Here is a 15,599-nt window from a genome sequence, read left to right as displayed (position 1 = left end):
TGGGCAAAGTTTCCTCGCTATGGATTCAAATTAAATTGAAGTCAATTCCAGTTTTCCATCCGTCAGGTGCACGGTGCGGCCCATGGCAGCGGCCAGGCGCTCGTTGTGGGTGACCACGACCAGCGTCAGTCCGTGTTTCTTCTGCAGATCGCCCAAAAGGGCATGGACGCCGTCACTGGTCTTCATGTCCAGGTTGCCGGTCGGTTCGTCCGCCAGGAGCAGGTCCGGAGACAGGACCAGGGCGCGGGCTATGGCTACCCGCTGCTGCTCTCCTCCGGACAACTCTCCCGGACGGTGGGTCAGGCGATGGCCCAGGCCCACGTCGGCCAGGAGCGCGCTGGCCAGGGAGATCGCATCCCGTCTGGGAACACGCGCGATCAGGGCCGGCATCATTACGTTCTCCAGGGCGCTGAACTCTGGCAACAGGTGGTGGAACTGGAACACGAAGCCGATGCTTTTGTTGCGGAATGCCGCCAGTTCACGGTCGCTCTTGCGGAAGATGTCGTCGCCCCGGAAGCGGACCGTGCCGCCGGAGGGGTGGTCCAGGGCGCCCAGCAGGTGCAGCAGGGTGCTCTTGCCCGCACCGGATGCGCCCACCAGGGCGGTTGTGGTGCCCTGCTCCAGGTCCAGGTCGATGCCGTTCAGCACATTTACCCGGCTCTCCCCGTTGCCGTAGCTCTTGCGCAGGTCGCGCGCCTCCAGCAGCTTACTCATAGCGCAGCGCCTCTGCCGGAAGCATGCGCGACGCCTGCCAGGCGGGGTAGAGCGTGGCGATGAAGGAGATCAGCACCGCCGTGACCGAGATCAGCGCCACGTCGGCGGGCACCACCTGGGAGGGGAAATGGTCTAGGTAGTAGATGTCCTTGCTGAAGAAGTTCTGGCCGGTGACCTTCTGGATCGTGTCGATGATCGGCTCCAGGTTGAGGGCGATCAGAAGCCCCGAGGCGACCCCCAGCAGCGTGCCGATAACGCCGATGATCAGCCCCTCCATGACGAATATCTTCATGATGCTGCTTCCGGTGGCGCCCATGGATTTGAGGATGGCGATGTCCCTGGTTTTTTCCATTACCACCATAAACAGGGTTGAGGCAATACCAAAAGCGGCAACCAGCACGATCAGGGTCAGGATCACGAACATGACCACCTTCTCCGTCTTGAGGGCGAAGAGGATGTTGCGGTTCATCTGCATCCAGTCGCGGGCGAAGTAGTCGCTGCCCAGAACGCGGTTGATCTCGCGGGCCAGTTCGCCGGTGTGGTAGACATCCTTCACCTTGAGCTGGATGCCGGTTACGGTGTCTCCCAGGTCGAAGAACGTCTGTGCCTGGGTCAGGCTGACGTAGGCCAGGGTCGAGTCGTACTCGAACATGCCGGTGTTGAAGATGCCGACCACTCTGAACGGCTTCATGCGGGGAATCATTCCCAGGGGGGTTATGTTCCCCATGGGCGAGACGACGTTGATCCGGTCCCCCAGCCGCAGGTTGAGATTTCTGGCCAGCTCCTTGCCGATCAGCAGCCCCGGCAGGGCAACGGCGCCGTCGCCCATCTTCGGGTCCAGGTTATCGGTGTTCCCCTCCACCAACGACGCGTTCAGTCGCGTTACCAGGCGGTCCGAAGGTACGTCGATGCCCCGCAGGACGACGCCGGAAACGTTCCTGCCCGAGGAGAGCATGACCTGATTGTAGATGAAGGGGGTGGCGGCGGTGATCCCCGGCATGGCGGTCAGCTTCTCCATGACCTGGCGGTACTCATCCATGGGGAGCCCGTTGCGGATGACCACCACATGGGCATTGGTTCCCAGGATTTTTTCCTTCAGGTCTTCCTCGAAGCCGGTCATGACCGCCAGAACCACGATCAGCGCCATGACTCCCAGGCTGACCCCGGCTGTGGAGATCAGGCTGATGATGGAGATAAAGGTCGATTTACGTTTTGCCTTGAGATAGCGCAGGCAGATGAGAAGTTCGAAAGGCATGGTAAAGCGGGGACCGGGAACCGGGAGCCGGGGACCGGGGACCGGAGAACGGTAAAAACTTTTACCCGTCCCCGGTCCCTGGTTTCCGTTATCCGTTTCCCTAATCCCGTTTCTCCTTTCGCAGCTGCGGGAAGAGGATGACGTCGCGGATCGAGGCCGAGTCGGTCAACAGCATCACCAGCCTGTCGATACCAATCCCTTCGCCGGCGGTGGGGGGGAGGCCGTATTCCAGGGCTCGGATGTAGTCCTCGTCCATGTAGTGGGCCTCTTCGTCCCCCTTGGCCTTTTCGGCCACTTGGGAGAGGAAGCGCTCCTTCTGGTCCACCGGATCGTTCAGCTCGGAGAAGGCGTTGGCGATCTCCCTGCCGCCGACGATCAGCTCGAAGCGGTCCACGATGTCCGGGTTGTGGTCGTTCTTGCGGGAGAGCGGCGATACCTCGGTGGGGTAGGCGGTGACGAAGGTGGGCTGGATCAGCTTGTGCTCGGCCACTTCCTCGAAGATCTCCATCATGAGCTTGCCATGGCCGATGTCGTCGGGCAGGTCCAGGCCGATGCTGCGGGCATAGATCAGGGCCAGGTCGCGATCATCCAGTTTTTTGGCGTCGATGTCGCCGTACTCCAGGATGGCATCCCGCACGGTCAGGCGCTTCCAGGGGCGCTGGAAACTGATCTCCCTGCCCTGGTTGACGAAGTCCAGGGTTCCCAGGACCTCTTGGGCCACATGGCAGAACAGTTCCTCGGTGAAGTTCATCAGGTCCTCGTAGGTGGCGTAGGCCTGGTAGAACTCCATCATGGTGAATTCCGGGTTGTGGCGGACGGAGATCCCCTCGTTCCTGAAGTTGCGGTTGATCTCGAAGACCCGCTCCATGCCCCCCACGACCAGCCGTTTCAGGTACAGTTCCGGCGCGATGCGCAGGAAGAGCTGCATGTCCAGGGCGTTGTGATGGGTGATGAATGGCTTGGCCGTGGCGCCTCCCGGGATCCGTTGCATCATGGGGGTTTCCACCTCCAGGAAGTCCCGGGCGGTCATGAAGGCGCGGATCAGGTTGATGATGCGGGAGCGCTTGATGAATATCTCCCGCGATTCCGGGTTGACGATCAGGTCGACGTAGCGCTGGCGGTAGCGGGTTTCCACGTCGGTCAGGCCGTGGAACTTTTCCGGCAGGGGGTGCAGTGACTTGACCAGCAGGCGGATCTTCTTCGCGTGCAGGGAGAGTTCGTTGGTCTTGGTGCGGAAGGGGAAACCTTCAACGCCGACGATGTCGCCGATGTCGAAGGTTTCGAAGTCCGCGAAGGCCTGTTCGCCAATCTCGTCCTTCTTGATGTACAGCTGCAGGCGGCCCTTGCGGTCCTGGATCTTGATGAAGGCTGCCTTGCCGAAGGAGCGGCGCGCCAGGATGCGCCCCGCCACGACGAATATGTCATGCTCTGCGTCTACCTGCTCCTTATCGCCATAGGCGGCAAAGACGTCGGCTGAGGTGTGCTCTGGTCTGAAATCGTTGGGATAGGGATTAATGCCGGCTTCCCAGAGGGTGTCGACCTTGCGTCTTCTCTGGAGCAGCAGTTCGCTCAGTTCTTCCATTGTGATCGGGGCCTTTCTCGGCAATGTCATCTGGGATAGCAGGGGAAAAGACTGCTAAAAATATCGCCGATGTGTCGTAACGTCAAGCAAAAAAGGGGAGCCCCGGGTGGAGCGTTCCCTGTTTCAATGTCATTGGTTTTGTTCGTCTTTTTTGGTGCGACGTTTCCGTGGGGCCGGTTTCGGTGCTTCCGTAACAGGCTCCGCGGTCGTGTCTGCCGCGGGTGTGCTCTTCTTGGCCGCGGTGCGCCGTCGCGGTTTTTTTACCGCTGGTTCGGCCTCGGCGGGAGCGCTCTCGGGAACAGCCTCCGTCGTTGCGACGGCCTGCTGTTCCTCCGTTGCCACGGTCTTCTTCCTGGCCCGTGGCGCCCTGGCCCGCTTCGGTTTGGCCGCCGGTTCCGGCGTTTCTGGCTGTTCCGGGAGGAGTTCCGCTGTCAGGAGCTCCGGCGCGACGATTTCACCGGAAGTCTCTTCGGGCGGGGCAAGCTGCTTCAAGGCAGCCTCGGCCGTGGCGGTTTCTGCGGCTACGGCTTCTTGCGTGGTGCTCTCCTCTTCTGGAGTCGTCTCCACAGCGGTTGGCCCGGCTGCCGCGACAACTGCAGTCGTTTCTACGGCCGGCTCTTCCTGGGGGCCGGACTCGAAGGAGCGCGTCTCCAGCGGAACGGTCTCCGGCGCTTGCGGTTGTTCCGTCGCTGTCTCCCCTGCCGGAGGTTCGGCAGGCGCAGCCAGCTCCGCCGGGGCAACTTCCAGCGGTTCCGCGGCCGACGCCGTCTCATCGCTTTCCTCGGCCGTTGCCGATTCCTCGGCGCCTTTGCTCACCTTGCGGCTGCGCCGACGTCTGCGTTTCTTGGGAGCCGCTGCCGCTTCACCCTCCTCGGTGGGTTCCGTAGTTACTTCGTCAGTCTGCTCCTCCGCTGGCGCACCGGGCACCTCGTGCTCCTCGGCCTGCCGGGCGGCAGTGGGCTCCCCTGGCGCCTGGTCCAGAGGATGCTCCTCTTCGGACTGCTCTGTTGCAGATTCTGCCTCCGTCTGTCCGGGTATCGCGGTGCCCTCCGTCGCTGATTTCTTCTTCTTGCGACGGCGTTTGCGCTTCTTGCCCCCTTCGGTGGCCCCGTTTTCCGGGGATGGCTCCCCCTCCTGGGGCACAGCAGCGACGGTCTCGACGGCGAGCGCCGGTTGGGTCGCCTCTCCGTTGTCCGCATCGTCCCTGGCCGGCTCTTCGGGCCGCTTTTTCTCTCGTTTGACGATCTCCAGCTCCATCTGGTTGAGCAGGAAGGATGTCTTCCCCTTGACCGTTACTTCGATGTCGTAGTCATTTTCGATCTGGGCCAGTTCCCGCTTCTTGCGGTTGAGCAGGTAGTAGGCCACTTCCAGCGGCAGGCCGCCATGCACCTCGCATACGTTTCCCTTGGCCGCCGCGCCATGCACCTTGCGCAGAAAGGAGAGCGCCATGGCCTCCACCGATTTGACCTTGCCGCGCCCCTCGCAGTGGGGGCACGCCAGGTGGATGGCGTCGTTCAAGGTCTTGGCGATGCGCTGGCGGGACATCTCCAGGATGCCGAACTCGGAGATGCGCCCCAGGTTGACCCGTGCCTTGTCCATCTTGAGGGCCTGCTTGAGGGTCTTCTCCACCTCGTGGTTATGTTTGCGGTCGCGCATGTCGATGAAGTCGATCATGATCAGACCGCCCAGGTCGCGCAGACGTAACTGGCGGGCCACCTCTTCGGCAGCCTCCATGTTGGTCTTGAAGGCGGTGTCCTCGATGCCCCGCTCGCCGCTGGATTTCCCGGAGTTGACGTCGATGCTGACCAGGGCTTCGGTCGGTTCGATGATCAGGGAGCCGCCGGAGGGGAGCGATACCCGCTTCTCGTAGATCTGGTCGATCTGCTCCTCGATCTGGAAGCGGGAGAAGACCGGCCGTTTCTCCTTGTGCAGCTTGACCAGCTTTTCGCAGCCCGGCATGGTTTCGCGGAAGAAGTCCCTGGCCTCGTTGAAGGCCTCCTTGCTGTCCACCACCACCTCGTCGATGTCGTCGGAGAAGTAGTCGCGGATGAAGCGGATGATCAGCCCCTTGTCGCGGTAGATTTCGCCGGCCCCTTTTATCTCGGTGGCGCTCTTTTTGATCCCCTCGTACATGGCCAGCAGGTTTTCCATGTCCTTCTGCAGTTCCTCGGGGGTGCGCCCCACCGCCTGGGTGCGTACGATATAGCCGATCCCCTCGGGGATGCTCATCCCGGCCATGATCTCTTTCAACTGCTTGCGCACGCTCTCCTGCTCCACCTTGCGGGAGATGCCGCTGGAGTCGCTTCCCGGCATGAGCACCATGTAGCGCCCCGGCAGGGAGAGGTAGCTGGTCAGGGCCGAGCCCTTGTTGTCGCGCTCGTCCTTCTCCACCTGCACCACCAGTTCCTGGCCGCGGCGCAGCACCTCCTGGATGCGGGGACGGCGCTTGCGCTGCTCCTCGGGCACGTCGTCCCGCCACTGCCAGAAGTCGGGGTGCAGTTCGCCCATCTGCAGGAAGCCGGGCTTGGGGCGGCCGATGTCCACGAAGGCGGCCTGTAGCCCCGGTTCCACGCGCAGCACGACCCCTTTGTAGATGTTTCCCTTGGTCTGCTCCTTGCCGCTTATCTCTATATTCAGTTCCATCAGACGTCCGTCATGCACGATGGCCACGCGGGCCTCTTCGGGGTGCATGACGTTGATCAGCATCTTTTTGCTTACGGCCTTGCTCATTGTTGTGTTTATCCTTTTCACATGAGACGAGCTCATACAACTATTAAAAAATGATGAATTATAGAGTTTTTTGGGACGAAAGCAAAGGAAAAGGAGGGGAGCGCGAAAAAATGGCGTATCTGACGCCTTCGATTGCGCCGGATACTGGTCTGTTCGTGCCCCATAAGACTCCTGGTGGGAAACATGCCGCCGGCACTGTTCCGCGGGGTGATGTTTTGACTCGGCAAAGCAGTGGGGTAGAGTTGAAGGTGACATGCGTTCCCCCTGGTGCGTGGCGAATCGCCGCTTCCCGTCCGGGACGGGGAGGGGGGCGTGCCGGGTCGCTACATTCTGGAGGTAGTCCCATGAAAAGAGAAAACGGTTGTCCGGAGATTGTGATCGTCGATGGGGGGGCGGATTCACCCGGTTCGCTGGCTGAGTTGCTGGTGGAGCATGGCTATGGGGTTGTGACCGTCGGCGACTGGCGCCAGGCGCTCATCACCGCCGGGGACGATGTGCCGGGGCATGTCGTGATCAGTCGCGCCTGCCTGGAAAAGCTGGAGGATGAACTGACCGGTGAGCTGAAGCGGGAGAATCAGCAACTGCGCGAGGAGAACGCCCGCGGCCGGGAAGTGGAGGCGGCGCTGCGCGAGGAGGACGAGCAGCTGTGCACCATCCTCCTCGGCTATCCGATTCCCCAGTTCGTCATCGACGGCAATCACCGGGTTGTCTACTGGAACCGGGCCATGGAGGCCTACAGCGGGATCGCGTCGTGCGACGTGGTGGGAACTGACAGGCAGTGGAGCGCCTTCTATCCCTCTGCGCGTCCCTGCCTGGCGGACCTCCTGGTTGATGATGGCGAGGATGGTCTGGCTGCCTGGTACGGGGATAGGGTGACCCGCTCCGGGTTGCTGCCCGACTGCTACGAGTGCACTGATTTCTTTCCCGATCAGTCCGGGGGGGGGAGGTGGCTGCACTTCATTACAATCAAGATGAAGGATGTCAACGGAGTCACCATCGGCGCCATCGAGACGCTGAACGACATCACCGACCGCAAACTGGCCGAGCAGGAGCTGCACAAGGCCTACAACGAACTGGACGAGCGGGTGAAGGCCCGCACCCGTGACCTGGAGGCGGCAAACCGGGAGCTGGAATCATTCGCCTATTCGGTTTCCCATGATTTGCGCCAGCCGCTGCGGGCAATCGACGGTTTCAGCCAGGCGCTGCTGGAGGAGTATAACGACAGGCTGGACGACGAGGGGAGGGAGTATCTTGGCCGGCTCCGCGCCGGCAGCCAGCGCATGGGCATTCTCATCGACAACATCCTCAGGCTATCCCGGCTTTCGCGTGAGGAAATGCACTACCAGACCGTGGACTTAAGCGCTATTGCCGCCGAGATCGCGGAGGAACTGAAGGGGGCTGACCCGGACCGCCAGGGCGACTTTGTCATCGCCCCCGGATTGACGGTCCATGGCGATCCGGCACTGCTCAGGATCGCCCTGCAGAACCTGCTGGCCAATGCCTGGAAGTTCTCCTCCCAGAAGGACCGGGCGCGGGTAGAGTTCGGTACACGGGAGGTGGAAGGAGAACGGGCTTTCCACGTCAGCGACAACGGAGCTGGTTTCGATATGACGTACGGCGACAAGCTATTCGGCGTCTTCCAGCGGCTGCACGGCGCCAAGGAATTTCCCGGCACCGGCATCGGCCTTGCCATTGTGCAGCGCGTCATTCACCGTCACGGCGGCCGGGTCTGGGCTGAGGCTGAGGTCGGCAAGGGGGCCAGCTTCTATTTCGTCCTCTGAAGCTGATTTTGCGCCGGCATACTGCCTGCGTTCGTGCGGACGGCCCGTTTCTGTACTGCCAGGGTGTTCTGGAGCAGCAGTCGATACACTCACCCAAGGGTTTCGGGCAGTATCGGCTGTTGACGCCCGATTTCGCCGGGGGCGACGGATCTCCCCCCCTCGTGGCCAAGCGCTGTTTTACGGGTACAATAACAGCTGGAATGTCTCTGATTCGTTCAGGTCCGAATCCAGAAGGAGGTTTATGATGGAAAGCCAGAAAGTGATACTGCTGGTGGAGGATAACCCGGATGACGAGATGCTTGCCATGCGCGCCCTCAGGAAGAGCAACATAGCAAACTCCATCGTTGTGGCGCGGGATGGGGTGGAGGCTCTGGACTATCTCTTCGGCACCGGCAGCTACGATGGCCGCGATACGTCCGTGCTGCCACAGATCGTGCTCCTGGACCTGAAGCTCCCCAAGGTCGACGGCCTGGAGGTGTTGCGGCGCATCCGGGCTGATAGCCGCACCAGACGGCTCCCCGTGGCGGTTCTCACCTCGTCCAAGGAGGAGAGGGACGTCATTTCCAGCTATGATCTGGGAGCCAACAGCTATATCCGCAAACCGGTGGATTTCGACCAGTTCGCCGAATCGATCAAGCAGTTGGGGATGTACTGGCTCGTGCTCAATGAGCCGCCACCGTAGGAGGCGCCTCCATGGAGAAGAAGAAACTGCTCAGCGTCCTGATCGCCGAAGACAACGAGGATGACGCCATACTCGTGGCGCGCAGCCTGCGTCGCTCGGGCTATGAGCTGATCTACGAGCGTGTCGATACGCCGCAGGGGATGGGGGAGGCGCTTGACCGAAAGCCTTGGGATATCATCCTCGTGGACTACCGCATGCCCGGCTTTGGCGGGCTGGATGCCCTGAATATCGTCCGGGAGAGAAACCTGGACATTCCGGTCATCCTCGTCTCCGGGGTCATTCTCGAAGACGTGGCCATCGAAGCCATGCGCCAAGGGGCCTGCGACTGTATCAAGAAAGATCATCTCGACCGCCTCTCTCCGGCCGTTGAACGGGAACTGGCGGCGGCGGCGGAGCGGCGGGAGCGGCGCCAGGCCGAGCAGGCCCTGCGGGAGAGCGAGGAACAGTTCCGGGTCCTGGCCGAGACGTCTCCGGCGGCGATCGTCCTTTTCCAAGGGGAAAACATCGTCTATGTCAACCCATCGGCCGAGCGGCTGACCGGATACACGGAAGAAGAGCTCCTGGGCATGAGGTACGGGGAGTGGATACATGACGATTTCAAGAACCTGGTGAGGGAATGGGTGCTGGTGCGGCAGCAGGAACCGCTGGCGCTCGCGGAGTATGAGTTGCGCTATGTGACCAAGGGGGGCGAGGAGCGTTGGGCGCTGTTCTCCGCCGGCCGCATCGACTACAAGGGGAAGCCTGCCGGCATAGCCACCATCTTCGACATAACTGGCCGCAAGCGGGCCGAGGAGCAGTTGCGGGATTCGCTCCGCGAGAAGGAGATCCTGCTCCACGAGATCCATCACCGGGTGAAGAACAACCTGCAGATCGTCTCCACCCTGCTCGATCTGCAATCCGACTACATCGATGACGAACAGTCACTGAGGTACTTCCAGGAAAGCCAGGACCGGATCAACTCCATGGCCCTGGTTCATGAGGCGCTGTATCGTTCCAGGGATCTGGCCCGGATCGACTTCACCGTGTACCTGGAGGGGCTTACTGACCACCTGTTCAAGTCCTATGTCGTCGATCCGAAGCGGATTTCCCTGAAATGCGCTATCGCCAAGGTCACGCTGGGCATCGACGAGGCGATCCCCTGCGGTCTGATCGTCAACGAGCTGGTCTCCAACTCCCTGAAACATGCTTTTCCCCAAGGGAGACACGGCGAGATCCTGGTTCAGTGCCAGAGCGCCGAAGATGGCCTGATCCGTCTCCGTGTCTCGGATAACGGCGTAGGCCTCCCCCCTGACCTGGATTTCATGGCGACCAAGACCCTGGGGCTGCAGTTGGTGACCATGCTGGTCAGGCAGGTGCGGGGAGAACTGACGGTCCAGGGGGAGGTCGCTGGTGGGACGGCATTCACCATCAGTTTCCGGGGGATGCAGCAGGGGGGAGGGGTGGTTCAGGTCGCGGATGACGCGAAGCGGACATCCTGAAGGACGGTGCCATGACTGAGCAGGAAAGCCAGAGCGTGATCGACCGTTTGACCGAGGCGCTGCGGAAAGCCAGGGAGGGAGACTGTACCCTGCTCCTGGAAGTTGCCGACGGGGGCGATGACATCGATGCCCTGAGCCGTGAGGTCAGGCTCCTCGTCGAGAGCATGCGGGGACATGCGGACGCCCGGGCCGTTGCCGAAGCCGAGCTCAGGGAGTGTCGGGAATCCTGCCGCCGCCTGAAGGCCAATATTCCCGGCATGGTATACCTGTTCGCGCTGCACCCGGACGGGACGTTTTCCTTTCCCTCGGTGAGCGATGCCTCTGGGGAGCTGTTCGCCATCGCTCCGCACGAACTCATGGCCGATGTCGGACTCCTCACCAGGCTGATCCACCCCGATGATCGCGACAGGTTCTTCGCATCCGTCAGGCGTTCCGCCGAGACGCTCGCTCCCTGGCGGGAGGAGATCCGGCACATCGTGCATGGCGAAGTACGCTGGTACGACTGCATTTCCCGCCCCGAGCGGCATGCCAACGGAGATATCGTCTGGGACGGCATCATCCTGGAAATAACCGGCCGCAAGCGCGCGGAAGAGAGGCTGAGCGAACAGCTCCACTTCCTCCAGCAGTTGCTGGATACCATCCCGCTGCCGGTGTTTTACAAGGATACGGATGGGGTGTACCTGGGGTGCAACTCTGCCTTCGAGCTGTTCTGCGGCTTTTCCAGGGAGCGTATCGTCGGCAGGACGGTCCATGACCTGGCGCCGAGCCAGCGGGCAGATGTCTACCAGGAGGCCGACGCCGCCCTGTTTGATGCGCCCGGGGTGCAGGTCTATGAGGCGGAGTTCCAGAACAGGGACGGCTCCACGCGCGATGTTATCTTCAACAAGGCCACCTTTGTGGATCCGGAGAACCGGGTGGCCGGTCTGGTCGGCGCGATCACGGACATAAGCGGGCGCAGACGGGCCGAGCGCGAGCTGTTGCTCAAAAATGACATGCTGCGTGCCATCATTCAGGCCGCCCCCACGGCGATCATCGGTCTGGACCTGGACGGAAATGTGTGCAACGTCTGGAATCCGGCGGCGGAACGGATGCTGGGGTGGAGCGCCGCAGAGGTCATGGGAAAACCGCTCCCCGGTATGGATCCGGAGCAGCGGGAAGAGTTCAGGGACTTCCAGGAGTGGATTCGCGGTGGCAGAATACTGGACGGCGTCGAGGTCAGGCGCCACCGCCAGGACGGCTCTCCCATGGATTGCAGCATCTACGCCTCGCCGCTGCATGACACCGAGGGGCGCATCGTTGGCAGCATCGCCGTGCTGGTTGATATTACCGAGCGCAAGCAGGTGGAAGAGTCGCTGCGCCTGGCAAACCTGATCGTGGAGAACAGCCCGCTGGTGCTGTTCCGCTGGCGGGCGACCGAGGGGTGGCCGGTGGAGCTGGTTTCCCGTAATGTGACCCGTTTCGGCTATACGCCGGACGAGCTGATTACCGGTGTGGTCCCTTTCTCCGCCCTGGTGCATCCCGATGACCTGCGGCAGGTCGCCGCCGAGGTGGCCGAGTTTGTCCGTCAGGGGGTTGATCGCTTTCAGCAGGAGTACCGCATTGTCACCAAAGGGGGTGCTGTTCGCTGGATCGACGACCGGTCGGCCGTGGAACGTGACAGCCAGGGGCGCATCAGCCACTTCCAGGGAGTGGTGCTGGATATCACCGAGCGCAAGCTGGCTGAGGAGAAAATCCGGGCCGCGCTGACGGAAAAGGTGGTCCTTTTGAAGGAGATCCACCACCGGGTCAAGAACAACCTGCAGATAATCTCCACCCTGCTGGACCTGCAGGCCGAATCCGTGCGGGATGAGGGGGCGCTATGCGCCTTCCGGGAGAGCCAAGACCGTATCAGGGCCATGGCGCTGGTGCACGAGAAGCTCTACCGGACCGAGGACCTCTCCTTCATTGATTTTTCGGGGTACATCGAGAGCCTGACCGCCCATCTCTACAACAGTTATGCCATCGATTTCGGGCGCGTCTCCTTCTCCATTGACGCGGGTAACGTCTGCCTGAGTATCGATCAGGCCATTCCCTGCGGGTTGATCATCAGCGAACTGGTCTCCAATTCCCTGAAGTACGCTTTTCCCGGAAGCGCGGCGGGGAATATCAGCGTCAGCATTCGCGAACAAGGGGACGGCATGGTCTCGTTGACGGTTGCCGACAGCGGTGTCGGCCTGCCCGTCAACCTGGATTTCACCGCCAGCGAGACCCTGGGGCTGCAACTGGTCAGGATGCTGGTCAAACAGCTCAGGGGAGAGATTGCTCTGGACAGTTCCGGTGGTGCCCGGTTTAGCATCCGCTTTCCGATGAGTCCCGCTGGATGAGAGGGAACGGGCGAGCCGCGGGCGGAACAGCCATGGCGTGGTCCGCAACGCCGGGATCGTGTTATCTGTGCCATGCTATTGGTACTATGCTGCGAAGGGTGTGCGCGAACGGCGCTTGAAGCTGGGGCGCACTGGAGGGGGGAGGATGGCTGACATGGAACCGGCAACGCACAGGAACAGGATACTGATCGTCGAGGACGAGCTGATCATCGCCAGGGGTATCCAGAAGCGTCTGCAGGGCATGGGATACGACGTGATCGATATCGTCCCTTCTGGTGAGGAGGCGATTCAGAGCGCAACGGAGAATCCTCCGGACCTGGTTCTCATGGATATCAACCTCCAGGGGAGCATGGACGGAATCCAGGCGGCGGAGAGCATTCGTTCCCGGCTGGACCTTCCGGTGATCTACCTCACCGCCTATACGGACGCCGAGTCCCTGGGGCGGGCCAAGGTGACGGAGCCGTTCGGTTACATCGTCAAGCCGTTTCAGGACCATACCCTGCAGTCGGCCATCGAGATGGCCCTCTACAAGCACCGCATGGAGAGCCGGCTTAAGAAAAGCGAGCAGTGGCTGGCCACCACCCTGCGCAGCATCGGAGACGCGGTGGTCACCACGGATGTGTCCGGACTGGTCAGCTACGTGAATCCCGTGGCGGAAGAACTGATTGGCCTCACACAGGAAGTGGCGCTGGGAAGGCCGTTGGAGGAACTGTTCCGCTACCGGAGCGAAATCAGTATGTTGACCGCGGAGGAGATAGTCGGCAGGGTGGTCGGTGCGGGGGAGACGGTGGTGCTGCCGGTCGATAGCGTGCTGATGACCGAATCGGGGAAAACGGTTCCCATCGAGGCCAGGCTAACCCCCATCTCGGGCGGCAGGGAGGATATCCTGGGCATGGTACTGGTCATGCTCGACGTTACCGCTCAGCGCAGGACCGAGCAGGCGCTCAGGCGCTCGGAGCGGATCCTGACGCTGAAAAACCAGATCGCCAACATATTCCTGGCCACTCCCGATGAGCAGATGTTCTCCCAGGTGCTGTCGGTAATCCGTGATGCCATCGACTGCGCCCATGCCCTGTTCGGCTACATCGACGAAGATGGCGCCCTGGTGGTTCCCACTCTGATGGGGGCGGTGTGGCAGGAGTGCCTGATTCCGGACAAGACGATCCGTTTTTCCTCCGACAGCTGGTCCGGACTGTGGGGCCGTGCCCTGCGGGAGCAGGTCTCGTGTTGCGGTGACGGCCCCTTCTCGGTGCCGCAGGGGCACATCGACATCGATAATTTTCTCGCGATTCCGGTTGTGTACCGCGGGGCCAGCATCGGCCTGATCGCCTTGGCGAACAAGCCGGGAGGGTTCGGCGATGGCGAGCGGGAGCTGCTTGAGATCATCGCCGACCGCATCTCCCCGATTCTGCAGGCGCGCCTGGAGCGCGACCGGCTGGAGCGGAAACGCGGGGAGGCCGCCGAAGCCCTTGCCACGGAGAAGGAGCGTCTGGCGGTGACGCTGCGTTCCATTGGTGACGGGGTGATCACCACCGATACCAGCGGGATGGTGGTGTTGCTCAACAGGGCCGCCGAGGAGATGACCGGCTGGACGCAGGAAGAGGCGGCGGGAAAGCCGTTTCAGGATGTGTTCCGGATCATCAACGAAAAGAGCCGGGAATGCTGTCCCAGCCCGGTGGAGCAGGTGCTTGCCGACGGGGTGGTGGTGGAGCTTGCCAACCACACCCTCCTGATCGCCAGGGACGGCGGAGAGCGGGTCATCGCCGACAGCGGCGCGCCGATTCGTGACCGACAGAGCCGGCTGGTGGGGGTCGTGCTGGTGTTCCGCGACATCACCGAGAAGAAGAAGATGGAGGAGGAGCTCTTCAATGCCCGTAAGCTGGACTCCATCGGACTCCTGGCCGGTGGCATTGCCCACGACTTCAACAACCTGCTCACCTCCATACTGGGCAATATCTCCCTCACCAGGATGCAGGTCGGCGAGGGGGACAGGCTGAGGCGAAACCTGGATGAGGCGGAAAAGGCCTCTTTGCGGGCCAAGGACCTGACCCAGCAGCTGCTGACCTTCTCCCGTGGCGGAGCACCGGTGCGCAAGACCGTTTCCCTGACCGCCATCATCAGGGACTCTGCCACCTTCACCCTGTCCGGTTCCCGGACCACCTGCCGATTCCAGATCCCCGACGACCTGTACCCGGTGGATGTTGACGAGGGGCAGTTCAGCCAGGTGATCAACAACCTGGTGCTCAACGCCGATCAGGCCATGCCCGCCGGGGGGGAGATCGAGATCGTCTGCGCCAATGTCACCCTGGCCAGGGAGTCCCATCTGCCGCTACCGGCGGGCGCCTATGTGCGTATCAGCGTCAGGGACCGGGGGGAGGGGATTCCGGAGGAGCTCGTCCCCCGCATCTTCGATCCCTACTTCACCACAAAGAAGGAGGGCAAGGGGCTGGGGCTGGCAACGGTCTACTCCATCATTAGGAATCACGACGGTCATATCAGTGTCAGCTCATCCCCGGGACAGGGGACCGCGTTCACCATCCATCTCCCCGCCACCGTCAGCGGCATGGTGGCGGCGGCTCCCGTGGAGACGTCGACCACACCCGGCAAAGGGCGTATCCTGGTCATGGATGACGAGGAGAGTATTCGTGAGGTGGCTGGCGAGATGCTCTCCTATCTGGGGTATGAGGTGGTCTTTGCCCGTGACGGCGCCGAGGCGGTGGAGTTGTACCGTGTGGCGCAGGAGGGGGAGCACACCTTTTCGGCCCTGCTGATGGATCTGACCATTCCGGGAGGCATGGGGGGGAAGGATGCCATCGCCCTGTTGCGGGAGATGGATCAATCGGTTGTGGCGGTGGTTTCCAGCGGCTATTCCAACGACCCGATCATGGCCGATTACCGGGCATACGGCTTCAGCGGGGTGATCACCAAGCCGTACCGGCTGACCGAGCTGAAGCGGGTGCTGGATGGGGTCATCGCCCGGCAGGAAAATACGGGGGACGCGGCATGAAAAAACG

General features: G+C 62.0%; 9 protein-coding genes. 5 read left to right on the top strand and 4 right to left on the bottom strand.

The annotated features are described in order from the left end of the window. Nucleotides 1–30: 30 nt before the first annotated feature. From PPRO_RS14970 to PPRO_RS14955, 4 genes are all read right to left on the bottom strand, one after another. The gene (locus tag PPRO_RS14970) at nucleotides 31–714 is read right to left on the bottom strand and encodes an ABC transporter ATP-binding protein (protein ID WP_011736849.1); all 684 of its coding nucleotides are present in this window, start codon (nucleotides 712–714) and stop codon (nucleotides 31–33) included. Beyond that, nucleotides 707–1,969, bottom strand: a complete 1,263-nt coding sequence (locus tag PPRO_RS14965; protein WP_011736848.1) for a lipoprotein-releasing ABC transporter permease subunit — start codon at nucleotides 1,967–1,969, stop codon at nucleotides 707–709. Before PPRO_RS14965 ends, PPRO_RS14970 begins: the two co-directional genes overlap by 8 nt. Nucleotides 1,970–2,069: 100 nt before the next feature. After that, nucleotides 2,070–3,551 (bottom strand): lysine--tRNA ligase, encoded by a 1,482-nt coding sequence (lysS, locus tag PPRO_RS14960; RefSeq protein WP_041532359.1) that lies wholly within the window; start codon nucleotides 3,549–3,551, stop codon nucleotides 2,070–2,072. 129 nt (nucleotides 3,552–3,680) lie between these two features. Further along, complete coding sequence (locus PPRO_RS14955) at nucleotides 3,681–6,281, bottom strand: ribonuclease E/G (RefSeq protein WP_011736846.1); 2,601 nt, start codon at nucleotides 6,279–6,281, stop codon at nucleotides 3,681–3,683. Nucleotides 6,282–6,625: 344 nt separating this feature from the next. On the opposite strand from PPRO_RS14955, the gene PPRO_RS19730 reads away from it, so the two are divergent. The 5 genes from PPRO_RS19730 (at nucleotide 6,626) to PPRO_RS19720 (ending at nucleotide 15,592) form a co-directional block, all read left to right on the top strand. Continuing rightward, nucleotides 6,626–8,062, top strand: coding sequence for a sensor histidine kinase (locus PPRO_RS19730; RefSeq protein WP_049759752.1), 1,437 nt, complete (start codon nucleotides 6,626–6,628; stop codon nucleotides 8,060–8,062). A gap of 244 nt (nucleotides 8,063–8,306) precedes the next feature. Then, complete coding sequence (locus PPRO_RS14945; RefSeq protein WP_011736844.1) at nucleotides 8,307–8,744, top strand: response regulator; 438 nt, start codon at nucleotides 8,307–8,309, stop codon at nucleotides 8,742–8,744. Nucleotides 8,745–8,755: 11 nt separating this feature from the next. Continuing rightward, on the top strand, nucleotides 8,756–10,222 hold the full coding sequence (locus tag PPRO_RS14940) for a response regulator (RefSeq protein WP_011736843.1): 1,467 nt from the start codon (nucleotides 8,756–8,758) through the stop codon (nucleotides 10,220–10,222). Between the two features lie 11 nt (nucleotides 10,223–10,233). After that, nucleotides 10,234–12,585, top strand: a complete 2,352-nt coding sequence (locus PPRO_RS19725; RefSeq protein ID WP_011736842.1) for a PAS domain S-box protein — start codon at nucleotides 10,234–10,236, stop codon at nucleotides 12,583–12,585. A 154-nt stretch (nucleotides 12,586–12,739) separates the two neighbouring features. Continuing rightward, nucleotides 12,740–15,592: a hybrid sensor histidine kinase/response regulator gene (locus tag PPRO_RS19720; RefSeq protein WP_198138288.1), complete on the top strand. Its 2,853-nt coding sequence runs from the start codon at nucleotides 12,740–12,742 to the stop codon at nucleotides 15,590–15,592. Nucleotides 15,593–15,599 lie beyond the last annotated feature (7 nt).

The organism is Pelobacter propionicus DSM 2379 (assembly GCF_000015045.1).
In the GTDB taxonomy this organism is placed as follows: domain Bacteria; phylum Desulfobacterota; class Desulfuromonadia; order Geobacterales; family Pseudopelobacteraceae; genus Pseudopelobacter; species Pseudopelobacter propionicus.
The sequence above is the reverse complement of the archived record's forward strand: the minus strand, read 5'-3'. Positions and strand labels throughout refer to the sequence as shown.